Here is a 17,658-nt window from a genome sequence, read left to right on the forward strand (position 1 = left end):
TTAAAAATATCTTGTAATATACTCATAAGACTATTATGCAGGAAACCGACACAAAAAGAAACCCCTAATTCCCCCATGAATGGGGGCTAGGGGGTTGAAGTGTCGAAGACACTTTTTCACTTTGTAAGAAACGCGGTTCATCGAAATCTCCTTGCTCCCCTCAGTAAATGCTTGTATAATGATTCGTATAGCGACATAATAATGTAGTCCTGATAGATAGGTAGAGATAAATGAAAAAGATGCTAAGAGGTCTGTGCTTTATTTTGGCGGCCTTAACCGGCTTAATCCTGTGGCCGGTAAGCGCAGACGCCGCTCCTGAAAAAGAAAAAACAGTCCGGGTGGCATTCCCGATTCAGAAGGGCCTTACCGACCTGGATGAATATGGAAACTACAGCGGTTATACATATGAGTATCTGGAAGAAATCGCTCAGTATACCGGATGGGATTATGAATTCGTGCAGGTGCCAGGCGACGTGAATGAGAGCCTCACGACGCTTATGCAGATGGTCCAGGATGGGGAAGTGGATCTGATGGGCGGGATGCTCTATGATCCTGCGCTAAGAGAACAGTTCGATTATGCGAGCCACGATTATGGTACGGTGGATACCGTGCTTCAGGTACTCTATGAGAATATTCCGGATTTCACGATCAATTCTCAGGTGCAGCAGAGTTTTCGAATCGCGGTACTCAGCCAGAGCAGCAGAAGTGTGAAAGAACTGGAAGAGTACTGTGCAATGAATCTGCTCACGCCGGAGTATGTGAACTGTACTTCTGTAGAGGAACAAAAGGAAGCGCTGCTGTCGGGACGCGCCGATATGATGCTGAATAATAGTTTGAATTATGTGGAAGGGGTGCGCACCATTGCCCGGTTTGCCTCCAAGCCATTTTTTTTCGTTACCACAAAGGATAAGAATACGGGGCTGCTGGAAGACTTGAACAAGGCCATCATGAGCATAGAACAGTCAAATCCTTATTTTACAACCTCTCTGAACGAAAAATATTTTATGTCGACAGACAATAAACTATATCTGACAAAAGCGGAGCGGGAATATATAAAGGAAGCCGGTATCATGAAAGTGGCTGTTCTGAAAGAACAACCGCCTTATCAGTATTGGAATGAGGAACAGGGGAAGCTTTCCGGGATCTCGGTGGATTTACTGGATTATGTAAGTAAGACGACAGGACTTCAGTTTGAGCTGGTCAGCGTGGATACGCCGGATCTGATTTATCAGCAAATGAGCCAGGATGAGATTAAGCTGGTGGCAGGGATGCCTTATAATTATGATCTGGCCAGGGAAAGACGGCTTTCCATGTCCCGGCCGTATGTAGAAGCGCAGTACCTGATCCTGATGAAGGAAGATTCCACGGAAGCGTCGATTAAGGGAAAAAATCTGGCGCTGACTAATGCAGGCAGTTATAAGGGAGAGTATCTGGGAAATATATGCCGGTATGATACCCTCAGTGATTGTATACGGGCTGTGGAAAAAGGGGAGGCGGACTATACTTATGTGGATGCCTATACCGCGCAATTCTATATCAATATGCCGGAATTCCGTGATCTGAAAATGGTCCCCCAGACTTATGAGGCCAGGAAGATCTGCTTCGGAGTGGTAAAACCAGGGTCTATGGAACTATTATCCATACTGAATAAAGTGATCGCGACGATCCCTGATGTGGACATGCAGGGGATCATAAATCAGAACAGTATGAACAAACAAACCTACACGATTGGCGATATGATCCGGATGAATCCGGTGGAAGCCATCCTTGTCCTTGTGGCGGGGTTCCTGGCTGTGATCGCAGTGCTGTCCTATTTCCTGAGGCAGCGCGCACGCATGAGTAAAAAGACGGCACTGGAACTTAAAAAGCACTTCAGGCTCTATGCGCTGGTAAACGATTATATTTTTGAATATAACCACCAGACCGGAAAGCTTTTGGTATCGCGGCCGCGGCCAGGGAAAAATTCGGAGCCGGAAATGATAGATTATAATTTGAAAAAAGAATCGGATCCGGAGGAGATTAGAGAACAGAAACAAGGATTCGTGGACCTTATAATGCATAATGATGGAATCGTGGAGGCGAATCTGGTATGTAATGACGGTCTTCGTCATTGGCTTAAGTTTGCCATCGAAAAAGTTTATGATGACGATGCCCTGATTTACGTCCTGGGTAAGATCAATCTGATCGATGAGGAGATGCAGGAGAGAGATGAACTTCTTACAAAAGCCCGGCTGGACAGCCTGACACATCTGTATAATGCCGAAACGATCCGGAATCTGATCATAGAGGATCTTCATAAACTGAAAGATGAGCATGGCGCATTGATGATTATCGATGTGGATCATTTTAAGTCGGTGAATGACAATTACGGCCATATGAGCGGCGATGAGGTGCTGCGATGTGTCGCGCAGCTGCTGCGCTCCAGTTTCCGGGCGGATGATATCGTAGGCCGGCCGGGCGGGGATGAATTCGTGGTCTATATGAGGAAAGTGAAAGATATCAAAGGTCTGCAAGATAAATGCAGTGAAATCTGTTCGAAAGCCCGGGAGCTTCTGGTGGAAAACGTGATCATGATTACGATCAGCGTTGGAGCGGCAATGTCCTGTGACGGGGATCAGTACGAAGATTTGTATCAGATTACCGATAAAGAATTGTATGAGGCGAAGAAAGACGGAAGAAATGGATTCAAGGTGGCGCAGCGGATACCGGCGGACCGGACAAAAGAAGCCAAGTCATAAGAAGCCAGCGGTCCGACGGCATTTCGCCGCCGAACCCTGGCAGGTATATCAACAGTCGGACATAATGCGGATGATCTCTTTATCCGTATCTTTCATACCGTCTTTGCCGAGCCGCCCGATATTATGGAGCGTGTTTTCGATCCCTTTTGCCAGAACTCCGTCCCCGCCGTAGAATTGCTGTCCGTTTAAGTACATTTCGTATCCCAGGATACCGGCATCCACGGACGCTGCGATTTTGGCCGCACAGGATGGCTTGGCCCCATCGCATACGATACCGGAAGTGATGGCCAGCGCATTGACGATGGTATGGCAGATGTGGGAGTAGTCGCCGCCCAGGAGATAGGTAATACCGGCTCCGGCCGCAGCTCCGGCGCTGACTGCTCCGCAGTAGGCGGAGAGACGGCCGATATAAAATTTTTGGTGTATGGCAGCCAGATTCGAGAGAACAAGGGCGCGGTACAGGGCTTCCTGACCGGCGCCTGTTTCTTTTGCGTACTCAATAACGGGCAGGGAAACGGTCATGCCCTGATTGCCGCTGCCGGAATTAATCACTACCGGGAGCTCACAGCCGTCCATCCTGGCGTCGGAACCGGCTGCTGCCGCTGCCTTGGCCCGTGTCCGGATGTCATTGCCATAGGCCTTCAGAAGTACACTGCCGATATTCGCGCCATAGTCCTGTGACAGCCCTTCCCGGGAGATGGCAGAATTGTATTCAATCTGCTGATCCAGAAGCCGCTGCACATCGGCGATACAAACGGTCTGTGCGAAGTCATAGATGCCCTCCATGCAGAGCAGCGAGTAGTCATCCTGGCCGCTCGTTTCCGTGGCTCCCTGCACCCCGGGCTTGTTCTTAAGTTCTGATTTTACAAGGACCTCCCCGTTCTTTTCAATCAGTACGATGTTGGTGTGCTCCTGCATGATATGTACCCGGGCATAGTCCTGCCCGCGATACAGGATGACTTCGATATCCAGCGGGCATTCGGTGTCCGCATACAGAACCTGTATGGGGATATCAGCCAAAAACCGGGTCATCTGTTCGATCTGATCCGCGCTGACCTGCGCGATCACCTCCAGTTTCCGGGAGGCGTCACCGGCTACGATACCGGCTGCTGCTGCGGCTTCCAGCCCCTTCTTATTCCCCGTGTTCGGGACGATAACGCTCTTTACATTTTTGATAATGTTCCCGCTGACATAGATCTCTACCCGGTCGGGCCAGCTGCCCAGGGTATCGCGGGCAACAGCCCCGCAGTATGCGATGGCAATGGGCTCCGTACACCCCATTGCCGGAATCAGTTCTTTTTCCAGTATCCGAAGATAAGCGTCGTAGCGTTTATCTCTTTTGTCCATAGGTTTCCCGTTCCTTTCTCATCGTAAAAGCAGATGCTCGATCAGCTTCTTGTTTCTCTTGTTTGTTTTAATCAGACTGGCGCTCTTATTATAGAAATAAAAGGCGGCCACCGGGATATTATTCAGTTTCCCCAGTTTTTGTTTGGTGGTAAATTTGTAATAGGTACCGCCGCAGGAGACGACCTTGTGCTCCTGTACGGCGTGGATCAGATCATTGGCAGAGCGGATGTCGGCATCGATCCTGGTATAAGCCAGGCCCGCACAGTCCAGCTTATGCGCATCGCTGCCTCCGAACTGAGGCTTATGATACTTCTCGGCCAGTGATCTGGCCCTGCGGTTGGACTCGTCGCTTTCGCAGGAATTAAAAGTCTCGATGAAATCGAACTTTTCCACCAGATGATCATTTTTCCGAAAGCGTCCGGTACTCATCATACTTAAGAAACGTTCTCCGCAGGGATGGGCGGGGCCGATAATACCGCCGCTTTTGTGAATGACATCGATCAGTGTCTGGATGGGCAGTCCCCGGACTTCCAGTACCCTCAGTTTCAGATGATCCGGCATAATGATGAGCATGTGCCCGGCGTCCCGGGTATCATACTCGATCCCCTTAATAACCACAAAATCTTTATAGCGGTCATCATTTTTCAACTCATACTTCCATTTCCGGTACCCGTCATAGGTATCGTGATCCGTCACCAGCATCCCCTGGAATCCCTTTTCCATTAAACGGTCAATGTATTCTTCCAGTGATACTTTGGCATCGATGGACCCCTCTTTTACATGACAGTGCATATCAAATTTCAAGTGGATCACCTACTATTCTTACGACTATTTAACTTGTTTACTGATTCCATTATACTATAAATCCTGGGTTCGGGAAGGGGGAAATCTGCTGGTTTTACATCTATTTACAGATATCGATGCGGTCTTGGTTTTTATGGATGCAAAAATGATGCAATTCAGATGTATAATTGAGGAATATTTTTAGAGGAAGAGGGGGGATGGGATTGAATCGTATTCTGGTTGTGGATGATGAGAGAGCGATAGTTGATTTGATTCGATTGAATCTGGAAATGTCTGGATATGAGTGCGATTACGCGCTGGATGGGGAGGAAGCGATCGGTAAGATTGACCGTTTGGCTTATGACCTGATTTTACTGGATATTATGCTGCCGAAAATAGATGGGTTTGAACTGATGAATTATATCCGGTTTCTGGATGTTCCGGTGATCTTTCTCACGGCGAAATCGGAGGTTAAGGACAGAGTGGCGGGGCTGAAGCTGGGCGCACAGGACTATCTGACGAAGCCCTTTGAGATCGTCGAGCTGCTGGCCCGGGTGGAAACCGTGCTGCGCAGGTATCGGAAGATCGGACAGATTTACCGGCTGTACGATATCGAACTGGATATGACTGCGCATACCGTAAAAAAGTCGGGCAGCTGTATCGATCTGACAATGAAGGAGTATAGTATCCTGCTGCTGTTCCTTCAGAATCCGGGAACCGCTCTGTACCGGGAAACGATCTATGAACGGGTATGGGGCGGAAGCTATCTGGGGGACAGCCGCACAGTGGATCTGCATGTGCAAAGACTCAGAAAGAAAATTGGATGGGAAGAGAAAATCGCCGCAGTATACAAGGTGGGATACCGGCTGGATATATAAGAAGATCGGAGGCCTGGGATGAAGTTCTCATGGAAAATATTCCTGACAACTATATTGATTGTCTGCTGTACATTTTCCACCGGCGGTATGATTCTGATGTCGTCCTGGCTGCAGCAGTTCCTGGACAGGGAGATCCAGTTCGCGGAAAGTCAGAATGTTATGCTGAACGGTGCGCTGCGTACAGCTTCCCGGCTTCTGCCGCAGGAGGATTATCATGATATCCATGGAGTGGCCGAACGTGTGCTGTCTTCTGTCCTGGACAAAAACCGGGAACAGCTTCCTGTATTGGTCGCGGATGAGGAAGGCGGATCTGTGTATGAGACTGCTGCGTTTGATGCTTTCGGGCCGGCTTTTAAGAATGTATCCGGGCAGCAGTCCGGATATGTGATTTTATGTGAGGACGGCGCTTACCGGATTCATTTTATCAGCCATTGGAAATTGGGAAGTGAGGTTTATTCCCTGGAGACGGTGCGGGATATCACCGGGGTGTTTGAGACGAGAGATGCCCAGTATGGGATGTTTATACGGCTGACACTGGGGATGACCTGCGTTACGGGAGTGCTGGTGCTTCTGCTCTCAAAGTGGCTGACGAAGCCGGTTCGAAGCTTATCCCGGGCCGCCAGGAGGATGGCCATGGGCGATTATGGGGTCAGGGCGTGCGGGAAGGGCCAGGACGAAGTGGGGATGCTGGCTGAGGATTTTAACCGGATGGCGGATGCGTTGGAACAGAAGATGGATCAGCTCAAGGAAGCGCTGCGCCGGCAGGAGGAATTCTCAGGAAGCTTTGCCCATGAGGTAAAGACTCCCCTGACTTCCATCATGGGGTACGCGGATATGCTGCGCTCCAGGGAATTACCGCAGGAAATAAGACTCCAGGCCGCGGACACGATATTTCGGGAGAGTAAGCGGTTAGAGTCGCTTTCGTTTAAATTGCTGGATCTGATGGTTTTGAAAAATAGAGAGCTGTCCGTAGAGCCTGTCCGTGCGAAAATGTTCTTGGAGGAGGCAACTTCGTTTGTTCGTCCGTCCTTTGAACGGCAGAATATCTGTCTGCTGACTGAACTTGAGGACTCTCCTATTCGTATCGATGCGGTGCTTTTCCGGACCCTGATATTGAATCTTTTGGAAAACGCCCGGCAGGCATTCGGGGAAGCCGGGACAACCCCTTCGGATGACGGGCGCGCAGGGGAGGCAGGCGGTAAAGACAGGGTAGTACGGCTGGCGGGACGTTCGGATCATGGCCGGTATCAGATTACAATATCGGATAACGGGAAAGGGATGGGTCCGGAGGAATTAAGCAGGATCACAGAGGCATTTTACCGGGTGGACAAAGCCAGGGACAGGGCCAGCGGGGGAGCCGGTCTGGGCCTTGCGATCTGCAGCCTGATCGTGGAAGTCCATCATGGAACAATGTCTTTTTGCAGTGATGCCGGGCGGGGGACAGATGTGACCGTAAGCATCGGAGGTGGGACGGATGAAGAGTAGATGGAAAAATACGGCAGTTACCGTGATTACACTTGGACTGATCACCCTGAGTATCTTTGCTCCGTACCGGCTTCAGCTGTACAGGGACAACCAGATCCTGGGCAAACCCCATCTTCTGGAAAATCCCATCGATGACACGGAGGAAGATTTGACGGTTCTGACCATACTGGACAAATTAAAACTGCTCTCCAGTGAGAAAATCGCAGACGTATCGACAGGAAACCAATATTCCGGAGACAGCATTATCCTTCAGTGCTCTGCTGAACTAAAGGAGCTTTTCCAAAGAGGTGTGCTGACATTCGATCCCGCCGGAACACAGTGGGAGCAGCGGACGAGCAGCGCTGCCCTGGTGATGAGCTCGTATGATGACAGCCGGGCGATGATTCTGTGGACCGTTGTCCTTTCCTCGGATACCGCTTATCTCAAGTGCGGGATTGACGACGAGACAGGCAGGATTCTCTATCTGTATACGGCAGATTTTACTGGGGAAAAGGAGACGCTCACGGATGAAAAAGTACTGGCCTTTGCCGATTATCTGGGAGTGGATATTGGTGAAAACGCAAGGATGACTGCTCTGATGACTATATTAACAGATTTACTGCCAGCCGGGGATACCATGGAGAAAGACTATCAGTATCCATTTATGCAGGGCGGGTCCGCTGTGATGTATTATGCAGCGGAGACAGAATACGGCTTTTATCTTGGTCACGATGTGAGTGATCTGCAGGGACTTACGGACTGACCGCCGTTTTTTATTTCATGGGAACGCGATCCTGTGTAATAAAAATGCTTCGGGGATCACACAGCGGCGGAAAAGAAGACATCCATGATGGGAAAATGATGCAAACCTCTGTTAGCATGAAGAGAATTCATAGTATGACAGAACTTCATAGCTTGAAGAAAACTCAGAATGCGGAGAAAATTTTAAAAGGAGGTAAGCACAGATGTGTAAAAAAGTCAGACATGAAATAGAAAGGAATAAATTTGACAAGAGTAAAATAACAAAAATATCGGCAGATAAAAGATCGGATATCATATTAAGAATGTCGGCAGTCATAGCGCTCTGCCTGATCCTGGCCGCGGCCGGCTGCGGGAAGGAGCTTAGGGACAAACCGGGAAACAGCAGCCGGGAAGAAGAGTTTACATCCGATACGCCAGCCACCAGCTCGGCAAAACCGGAGACAAAAGTATCCTATGAGGAATTCCAAAAGGCCTTCCATATGTCCCAGGATGATACGTTTAACCGTGGCTGTGCTTCCGAAAAGGGATATTATTTCATGGGAAACAGTTACCTGTATTTTGTGGATAAAGAAACCATGCAGTCCACGATACTGTGCGGGAAACCGGAATGTCTGCACCAGGACCAGAACTGCAACGCATATCTGGGGAACATAAGCCATATCACCTACTATGACGGAAAGCTGTATTATGCCGCCGGGCAGGAGCAGGGGATACCGGGGGTGGATGAAGGGGTGTGGAACCTCTATGCCATGAATGCCGATGGTACCCAGAAAACAAAAGTTCTGACCCTGAGGGCGGAAAATGAAGGATTTTATTCCAATCCGACTCAATTTGTCATCCATAAAGGGCAGGTCCTGTTCCTGTCTGATCGGGAAAATATACTTTGCGTGCCGTTAGGCGGAAACCTGGAGGATGCCAAAGCGGTCAAAACCAATGATCTGGGGCTTGACTATGAAGCTGTGGCCGATTCCCTGGAACTGTGGTATTTGTGGGCGGATCAGGACAAATTTTATTGTTTCGGGAATCCCAAATCGGAGCAATTCCGGGAAGTACTTTATGAATACGATCCCGGGACCGAAGCGTTAACTCAGATCTGGATGGTACCCGAATCCGCGGAAACGGGGAAATGGGACACCAGTGATGTCTCGGTCAACGGCTGGTATATAGACCAGGGGATTTTGTACTATTATCTATCCGGAAACGGCTTGTACCAATACAATATTTCCACCAAAGAGACGCAACAAATTGCCGCACTTGCTGATCCCAAATATACCGGTACAGCGGAATTTGACGGAGAATTGGCTTATATCAACAACAGGGAGACGGATACGATCTATGTCTATTCGCTGAAAGGAGAGTATCTGGGTGAATATGGTTACAGGGAATATGCAAGTCTTGGGCAAGGGCAGGAGGAAGGAAGCGGGGTCGGACGTATCATAGGAAGTGACGCAGACATGGTTTTCCTGTGTACAGAAAATTTAAAGAGTATGACGCAGGATGGATTCGGGCTGGGCTATACGTATTATTATCTGATGAAATCGGAGATCCGGTCCGGCACAGGAGAATTCAAGCCGCTGTCTTTTGAATAAGACAGGAACGGAATGGAACTGTTTCCCCATAATTTACGTGCATGAACATGTGCGCAGGCAAGCGCACAGGGAGGAAAAATGCAGCTGGAAATCAGGAATCTGAAGAAACGATATGGTAATCAGTGGGCACTGAACGGGCTTACGGTGACCTTTGGCCCCGGCATCTACGGAATTCTCGGCTCCAACGGCGCAGGGAAAAGCACCATGATGAACCTGCTGACGGACAATCTGAAACGCGACGGCGGTGAGATCCTGCTGGATGGGAAAGACATTCTGAAACTTGGCCGGGACTACCGGAAGATATTGGGATATATGCCGCAGCAGCAGGGATTCTACGAGCAGATGACGGCGGATACGTTTCTATTTTATATGGCGCGGCTAAAAGGGTTGAAAAGAAAGCAGGCTGCGGCTGAGATAGATCAGCTGCTTCAGGTTACCGGTCTGAACCGAGAACGCCATAAAAGGCTGGGCGGTTATTCCGGCGGTATGAGACAGCGAGTGCTGTTAGCGCAGGCAATGCTGGGGAATCCGCGGATATTGATCCTGGATGAACCGACTGCGGGGCTGGACCCCAAGGAGCGGATCCGTATCCGGAATTTTATCTCTTCCCTCTCCCGGGACCGGATTATTCTTCTGGCTACTCATATCGTAAGCGATATTGAATCCATCTCGGACCGGATTATTATGATGAAAAAGGGGAAGCTGATCGGGACGGGTACTTTTGCGGAGCTGATGGAGCAGGTGGCGGATAAGGTAAAGGAAATGCCCTGTGAGCCGGAAGCGCTTTTGGGGATACAGAAGAAATACAGGGTGGGAAATGTATTCCAAAGAGACGGAAAAACCTGGGTCCGGCTGGTGGGTGACAAGCTGCCCGGAGAAGGCTGTATTGCCACGGATCATCTGAGCCTGGAAGATGTGTACCTGTATTTCCTGGGAGAGTAGGTGGTGGGATGGGAGAGTACCTGCGCGTTTTTACAAACCGCCGCCTCTGGCTGGGATTCGGCATGCTTCTGCTTTTGAATCTGTTCTTCTTCTGGCAGGCGCAGAAGGATGGAAACTACGGAATGAACCTGAGTGCTAATTTTTCCAATTCCGCGGATCTGTCTTTTGGGATAAACGGAGAAATCATTGACCGGACCATGGACGCGGACCCGGCCAGGTGCCTTCGGATCTACCGGAGTCTGCTGCAGAAATACCGGGATACGGATACCTTGACGGCCCAGGCAGAGCTTAAGCAGATGACAGAAGATTTAGGGCTTTTGACGGAGCTATACATTATTGTCCAGAATAAGAACCAGTATTACTACGCGGATCAATATGAGAAATACCGATTGAAGTACGCGCCCTATATCAAAAAATTTGAGCAGGGTATATGGACGAGGGAGGATATAAAATCGCTGACCGTAGCCGTGGATGCGCTGGTATCCCAGCTGTCCTATCTGAACGGTTATGAAGCTTATCTGGATGGAATCAGGGAAAATAAGGACAAGCTGCTGGCATTTTCTGTTTTTAATGATGCGGATGGGTTTTCGGGGAGAAATATTATCCGTACGGCCGGGGATTTTGAGAAACTTGCGGGAGTACAGCTGCGCCTGGGCTCGGACGGCGCGGTGAATGCGCTTCTTGATTTTCCTTTGACGGACTATCTTCTTTTGCTTACCCTGATCCTGGTCTGTTTAAGTTTTCTGGAGGAGAGGGAGAAGGGGCTGTGGTGTGTCGTGCACGCTGCTCCGTCAGGGCGGTTCGGGCTGGCAGCTGCCAGAGCCGGCATATTGTTTTGGGTATCGGCCGGTGCGTCTGTTCTGCTGTACGGCTCGGATCTGTACGTGGGAATAGCTGTCTATGGGGGAGAGATCGGGCTTGACCGGGCGGCACAGTCGGTGGAGCTTTTGGGGAGGCTGCCGCAGGCTTGTACTCTGGGCGGATTCCTGGTACAGTTTTTTATGATGCGTGTTCTGAGCGCCTTTGTTCTGTCGCTGCTTTTGTGGCTGCTGCTCAGCGCTGTCCATGATGTAAAACTTACCATTGCTGTCCTGGCGTTTTTCCTTGGGACCGAATATGTGCTGTACCGGTTCCTGCCGGTTCAAAGTCTGTTCCGAATTTTTAAATACTTTAATATTTTCACCTATATTCATCTGTCGGAACTGTATACCAACTATCTGAACGTGGATCTGTTCGGATATCCCGCGGGCATCCGCCATATTTCCCAGGCCGCGCTGCTGCCTTTGGGACTGGTATGCGGGGTATGGTGCGCCGTCCTTTCGTGTATTCAGAAGCCGGCCGGAGGAAAAAGCAGGCTGGTACGGCTCGCCTGGCTGTGGAACTCGGTAAAGGACCGGATGCTGCGGCGCCTGGGATTGTTTGGCATGGAACTCTATAAGATTCTGTTCCTTCAGCGGGGAATCGTAATCGCTGCCGTGTTTGTGTATGCTGTTTCAGGGCTTACTTTTACCGTTCCGGCCCAGGCTGTTACTCTGCCCATGCAGCTGGCCCGGGAATATCTGGAGCAATGGGAAGGCGAACTGAATGGGGAGACCCAGGCACAGATAGCTATGGTCCAAAAGGAGATCGGCAAGGCGGAAGATGCCCTCGAACAAGCACAGCGGGAATATGATGACGGTAAGATAGATTATACACAGCTGGATGCCTGTATCCGGGAAAACGATGCGGCGGGTATAAAGCGGCAGGCGCTGCAGAGCGTGCAGAACCGTGTGAACGAATTAGAGTACCTGTCAGAAGAAAGAGGAACAGCGCTTTGGCTGCTGGATGAATCGGTCTATGAGGGAATCTACGGGGAAGCGGCAGGGTATCTCAGACAACGGGCTGCCCTTGTGGGACTTCTGACAGTCAGTCTGCTGCTGGCCGGCTGTTTTACTTATGAGACCAGATCCGGGATGAACCGTGTGGCACGCGCAGGACTGAACGGCAGAGGAAAATGGATGGTTACCAAAATGTCGGCAGCCGTGCTGATAGCTGCTGCTGTATGGGTACTGATCTATGGCCGGGAGGTGTATACCATGATGCGTGCCTGCCGGATTGGGAGTCTGGGAGCACCGGTACAGAGCCTTAAGATGCTGTCAGAGTTTCCGGTTCCATGCAGTATCGGGACTTTCCTGATCCTGCTCTATGGGTACCGGTGGATCATGCTGGTCTGCAGCGGCTTTCTGGTTTTGTGGGTATCCTCCCGGATGAAACGGATGGAAACGGCATACCTGGCGGGCGTTGGGATGCTGCTGCCGTCCCTGCTCTATCACTATATAGGAATCGAGCCATTTCGCTATCTGTCGCTGTCGCTGCCGGTGGCGGCCATGGATCTGTTGCTTCCGGGAAGTGGATCGGACTGGAGGGCATGTGCAGCGGGCGGACTGGTGATCGCTATGGGAATCGGCTCTTTGTGTCTGATTGGGAAAGAAGTGAAATTTTTTTACCTTGTGAAAAATGTGAAACAATAATGAAACAAATGAAACAATATTGACGCGGAAATCTTATAATATTATGATAGTAACAAGAACACAAGGAAGTGGAAAATGGCCGAATATATAAAGAAATTTGACTGCTTTCAAATATATAATGAATAACCAGACAGAAACGGGGTGGAAAGCTTGTCGGCAACAATACGTGAGATTGCGAAACAGGCCGGGGTATCTCCGGCAACTGTTTCACGATATATTTCAGGGAACAGTATCGTCAGTGACGAGAAGGCAGAAAAAATCGAGCGGGCTATGAAAATACTGGATTATACACCAGGCTCCGGAAAACGGCAGAAGGACAAGGGGGTTATCGCCGTCCTGCTCCCGAATCTCCAGCAGGGTTATTTCACTGAAGTATTAAAAGAGTTGATAGAGCAGATCCCCAGATATCAGTACCGGGTGATGATTATCCCAACGTTTCCGGGAGATGAGAGCTATAAGCTGCTTTTCAAAGAAGTGTTTATAACGGGTGTGATCTATCTGGATGAGGAAGTGGATCAGGCCGTTTTAAATTATATCGGTGCCAAGAATATCAAAAGCGTTATGCTGGGAGGAGCCACCTCGGACAGCCGCTGTGAGATGATCCGGATCAACGACCTTTCCGCCGGATATGATGTAACCCGATATCTTCTGGAGCGTGGGCATGAACAGATTTTATTCCTTGCCCATCGTTCCCAGAGCATCGGATCTGGTTATCAGAGGCTGATGGGCTGCAGAAGGGCTCTGGAGGAATATGGGGCCGTATTTGACGACTCCTGGGTGGAATACGGCAGCCCGACTTATGAGAATGGGTATCGGCTGACCAGTATGAGAATAGAGAAAGGGCCGGACTTTACGGCGGTCTTCGCGTTCAGCGATGAGATGGCCCTGGGTGCCATCGCGGCTCTGGCGGACCACGGATGCCAGGTGCCGGAGGATATCTCCGTTATAGGATTTGACGGAATCAGTATCTCACAGCGAGTGATCCCCAGATTGACCACAGTGTGGCAGCCCATTGGACAGTTTGTGACAAAAATCCTGGATGCCTTTCAGAATCCGGAAGAAAAATTCCCGAATATGGAAATCGTGCTTCCTTATTCCATTCTGGAAGGAGGAACCTGCATTACCAGAAAGCCTCGCTGATAATTTTACATGGATCGCATGTAAACGGCCTCTTCCTTTCCGCCGCAGTGCGATCCCGCAGAGCGTTTTTAATTTCATAGGAGCACTTTCCTATAAAAAAAATGGCGCAGTTCATGCGCGAATGGAGGAAAAGATGAGAGAAATGGCGAACAGAAAACTTACAGTTGTAGGCGGAGGAGGAGTCCGCTCCATGTTTTTGGCAAAGAGCCTGGTGTCCTGTGCCGGCAGATTGGGTTTTGGCCGGATCGTTTTTATGGATAATGACGAACAAAAGTTAAATATCTATGGGAAAATGGCCCGGGAGGTAGCCAGACGGCTTGATCCGGAAGTGGAATTTACACTGACAACCGATCCGGTGGAAGCGGTCCGGGATGCGGATTACCTGATTACCACCATTCGGGCGGGTCAGGATGAGATGCGCATCCAGGATGAACGGATCGCGCTGGCCCACGGCATACTGGGGCAGGAAACCACGGGAGCGGCGGGCTTCTCCTTTGCCATGCGCTCCATACCGGCCCTGGAGAAATACTGTGCATTGGCGAGGGAATACGCGTCCCCCGGGGTGAAAATCTTTAATTTTACGAATCCGGCCGGCGTGGTGTCACAGACACTTCGGGATATGGGATATGATTTTACATTTGGCATCTGTGACGCCCCCAGTGAATTACTGCGTTCTCTGGCGGATGTGTACGGGGTAAAGCCGGAAGAGGTGACCGGAGACTGCTACGGATTGAATCATCTGTCCTTTTTCCCAAGCATTCAGGTGCAGGGACGGGAAGTAATGCCCGGTCTGCTCTCCAGGGATGAGATCTACCAGTCGACACAGATGCGCTTTTTTGACAAAGAGCTTGCGAGACATTTTGGCTGTGTCCTGAATGAATATCTGTATTACTATTATTATCGGCAGGAGGCCGTGGAACACATCCTGAAAGCCGGGGTCACCAGAGGGGAGATGATCCGGGACGTGAACCGCCGGATGACGGAGGAACTGTCCGGTATGGATATCGAGCATGACTTTGATGCCTGCCTGCGCGTGTTTGATCAATGGCACGGAAAAAGGGAGACGGCTTACATGGCAAACGAAACCGGAACAGCGGCGAATACCAAACCCTTCCATTTCGATCTGTACGCGCCCGACAATGGGGGATACGCGGGAGTGGCTCTGACTTATATTGAATCGGAGATCACAGGGCATGAGGCACAGATGATTCTGTGTGTGCCGAACAAAGGGGCGATTCCGGGCCTTCGGGACAGTGATGTGGCAGAGGTTACCTGTACGATCCGGAACGGTGAATATATCCCGCATCCGGTCAGACAGCCGGGAACCATGCAGATGGAATTAATCCGGCAGGTGAAGTGTTACGAGCGCCTGGCCTCGGAGGCGATCAGACAGAAGAGTATCGACCGGGCAGTGGATTGTCTGTGTGTACATCCGCTGGTAAATTCCTATTCCCTGGCCAGGACCCTGGTAAAGGAATATCTGGAAGCGAACCATGATTATACAGAGGGGTGGAAATGATGAAATTTGCGGGGGGAGCAGGGTATCTGAATGTGGACCTTCTTTTTACCGGACTGGAGCATCTGCCGGAGGAGGGAAAGGAGATTTATTCCAGGGAATTTGACACCCAGATCGGGGGAGGAGTTGCGGCCACGCTGATCAATATGGGCAGGCTGGGTATTCCGGTCAAACTGCTGACTTTTCTGGGCAGGGATTTCTTTTCTGATTTTGCAAGAAGAGAACTGGACCGTTTCCCTATAGATTATGAGAATTTGTATACCGGGGATCAGATGCCGGTCACGGTATCGGCTGCCATGGTGACGGAGTCTGACAGAAGCTTTCTGTCATACCGGAATAAGAAAACGGTCACACCGCAGATAGAGGAAAAAATATACCAGGAGCTTAAGGGAGCCAGGGTAGTGGAGATGCAGGAGGATTTTCTGCATGCGTATCAAAAGCTGAAGCGTGAGGGAACGCTGCTTGTCCTGGATACAGGGTGGTCGGAAGAATTGTCCGTTGAGAATTACCGCCCTTATCTGGAGACGGCTGATTTCTACACACCGAACCGGAAGGAGGCTCTTAAGATCACCGGGACAGGGAATCTTAAGGATGCCGCGGAGGTGTTGGGCTGTTTCTTTGAACAGGTAATCATCAAACTGGATGAAGATGGCTGTATGATAAAGGACCGGGCGGGAACCAGGATCATACCGCCGCTTCCCGGAGTCCGTCCGGTGGATGCCACAGGGGCAGGTGACGCATTTTTAAGCGGATTTCTGTTCGGACTGTACGAGGGCTATCCTCTGGATGACTGCGTCCTGTTCGGGAACATTACCGGCGGGACCTGCGTCCGGTCGGTGGGCTGCCTGTCCAGTTATGTAAATCGGGAGGAATTGCTCAGGATCGCAGGGAAATGAAAAGGCTTTGGGGTATGGCGGCCGGTATTTCACCGGGTATGCCTATTCTTAATGATCTGCCGGAAAAACCAAACCGATCTGCCTGCGGGCTTCGTCCATAATCTGCATCTCCATGCCGGAAACCCTGAGACATTCCTCACAGGCGGCCGAATCCTGTCCGTTTATCATTTCCGCAAAGCGGATGGCCTCATACAGCATATTGTTGGAATCCTTCTGAAGCGGGAGGCGTTTCTGCTCCCCATTTCTTAAGATCAGGTCGATATCGTGGATGTTGGGAAGCTCCCGGAAGGTTAATGCTCCCTTTTCCCCCATGATCTGGCTGGGCACGAAGCTGTCGCATATTTTGGAATAGACCAGCTGTACCTGAAAGCCGTCATAATGGGCCAGGATCGTCCCGGCTCCATCGATCTTATTCGGCAGAAATACGGCATCTGCCTGTATTTTGTCCGGCATGCCGAAGAGCCTAGCCATCAGATGCACGCAGTACACACCGATATCCATCAAAGATCCATTGGAGAGCTCCGGCCGGAATGCGTTTTCAATGACGCCGTTTTTGTAGTTGTCATAACGGGAGGAATACTGGCAGTACTGCAGAGTCACCTGGCGGACCTGACCGATGTCATCCAAATGTGCGGCCAGCAGATCGAAGGCCGGGTCTATCACACAGCGCATGGCTTCCAGCAGAATTACATGATTCTGCCGGGCGGCCTGCGCCATCCGGGTAAATTCGGTAAAATTGGATGCGGCCGGCTTTTCTACCAGTACATGCTTGCCGGCCTGCATAAGCATAACCGCCTGGGTGCAGTGGCAGTAATTCGGGCTGGCGATGTAGACCGCGTCGATATCGGGATCGGAAGCCAGGCTTTCCAGCCGGTCATAGAATTTCACCGCTCCGAATTCCGTCCCGAATTCGACCGCCTTTTCCATAGTGCGGGAATACACACCCGTTAACTTAAGAAGTTCTGTTTTTTGCACGGCCTCCAGAAAACGCCGTGTTATTTTATTGGTACCAATAATTGCGATACGTATCATAGGAACACCTCCGTAGTTAACTTTATCATATCTGCGGAGGTGTTTCAATTGGATGTGTCCT

13 protein-coding genes are annotated in these 17,658 nt (G+C 50.4%); 10 read left to right on the forward strand and 3 right to left on the reverse strand.

The window, feature by feature from the left end; translation table 11 throughout:
- The first annotated feature begins 230 nt into the window (after positions 1-230).
- Positions 231-2,738, forward strand: a complete 2,508-nt coding sequence (locus ABC831_RS22840) for a transporter substrate-binding domain-containing diguanylate cyclase (RefSeq protein WP_343250378.1) — start codon at positions 231-233, stop codon at positions 2,736-2,738.
- 48 nt (positions 2,739-2,786) lie between these two features.
- Here ABC831_RS22840 and ABC831_RS22845 read toward each other — a convergent pair whose 3' ends face one another.
- Together ABC831_RS22845 and ABC831_RS22850 are read right to left on the reverse strand one after the other, a co-directional pair.
- Positions 2,787-4,085, reverse strand: coding sequence for an L-cysteine desulfidase family protein (locus ABC831_RS22845; protein ID WP_343250379.1), 1,299 nt, complete (start codon positions 4,083-4,085; stop codon positions 2,787-2,789).
- Positions 4,086-4,103: 18 nt separating this feature from the next.
- On the reverse strand, positions 4,104-4,889 hold the full coding sequence (locus ABC831_RS22850) for a PHP domain-containing protein (RefSeq protein WP_425524618.1): 786 nt from the start codon (positions 4,887-4,889) through the stop codon (positions 4,104-4,106).
- A 203-nt stretch (positions 4,890-5,092) separates the two neighbouring features.
- Here ABC831_RS22850 and ABC831_RS22855 point away from each other — a divergent pair, with 203 nt between their 5' ends.
- The 9 genes from ABC831_RS22855 (at position 5,093) to ABC831_RS22895 (ending at position 16,565) form a co-directional block, all read left to right on the forward strand.
- The gene (locus tag ABC831_RS22855; protein WP_343250411.1) at positions 5,093-5,746 is read left to right on the forward strand and encodes a response regulator transcription factor; all 654 of its coding nucleotides are present in this window, start codon (positions 5,093-5,095) and stop codon (positions 5,744-5,746) included.
- A gap of 18 nt (positions 5,747-5,764) precedes the next feature.
- Complete coding sequence (locus tag ABC831_RS22860) at positions 5,765-7,231, forward strand: HAMP domain-containing sensor histidine kinase (RefSeq protein WP_343250381.1); 1,467 nt, start codon at positions 5,765-5,767, stop codon at positions 7,229-7,231.
- Complete coding sequence (locus tag ABC831_RS22865) at positions 7,221-7,973, forward strand: hypothetical protein (RefSeq protein WP_343250382.1); 753 nt, start codon at positions 7,221-7,223, stop codon at positions 7,971-7,973. Before ABC831_RS22860 ends, ABC831_RS22865 begins: the two co-directional genes overlap by 11 nt.
- Before the next feature lie 202 nt (positions 7,974-8,175).
- Positions 8,176-9,561, forward strand: a complete 1,386-nt coding sequence (locus ABC831_RS22870) for a hypothetical protein (RefSeq protein WP_343250383.1) — start codon at positions 8,176-8,178, stop codon at positions 9,559-9,561.
- Between the two features lie 78 nt (positions 9,562-9,639).
- On the forward strand, positions 9,640-10,503 hold the full coding sequence (locus ABC831_RS22875; protein WP_343250384.1) for an ATP-binding cassette domain-containing protein: 864 nt from the start codon (positions 9,640-9,642) through the stop codon (positions 10,501-10,503).
- Positions 10,504-10,511: 8 nt separating this feature from the next.
- On the forward strand, positions 10,512-13,013 hold the full coding sequence (locus ABC831_RS22880) for a hypothetical protein (RefSeq protein ID WP_343250385.1): 2,502 nt from the start codon (positions 10,512-10,514) through the stop codon (positions 13,011-13,013).
- A 150-nt stretch (positions 13,014-13,163) separates the two neighbouring features.
- On the forward strand, positions 13,164-14,153 hold the full coding sequence (locus ABC831_RS22885; protein WP_343250386.1) for a LacI family DNA-binding transcriptional regulator: 990 nt from the start codon (positions 13,164-13,166) through the stop codon (positions 14,151-14,153).
- A gap of 133 nt (positions 14,154-14,286) precedes the next feature.
- Positions 14,287-15,672: a family 4 glycosyl hydrolase gene (locus ABC831_RS22890; RefSeq protein WP_343250387.1), complete on the forward strand. Its 1,386-nt coding sequence runs from the start codon at positions 14,287-14,289 to the stop codon at positions 15,670-15,672.
- A complete protein-coding gene (locus ABC831_RS22895) occupies positions 15,669-16,565 on the forward strand; it encodes a carbohydrate kinase family protein (protein ID WP_343250388.1) in 897 nt (298 codons plus the stop codon). Before ABC831_RS22890 ends, ABC831_RS22895 begins: the two co-directional genes overlap by 4 nt.
- 48 nt (positions 16,566-16,613) lie before the next feature.
- Here ABC831_RS22895 and ABC831_RS22900 read toward each other — a convergent pair whose 3' ends face one another.
- Positions 16,614-17,597, reverse strand: a complete 984-nt coding sequence (locus tag ABC831_RS22900; RefSeq protein WP_343250389.1) for a Gfo/Idh/MocA family protein — start codon at positions 17,595-17,597, stop codon at positions 16,614-16,616.
- Positions 17,598-17,658 lie beyond the last annotated feature (61 nt).

Source organism: Diplocloster hominis (assembly GCF_032380655.1).
In the GTDB taxonomy this organism is placed as follows: domain Bacteria; phylum Bacillota; class Clostridia; order Lachnospirales; family Lachnospiraceae; genus Diplocloster; species Diplocloster hominis.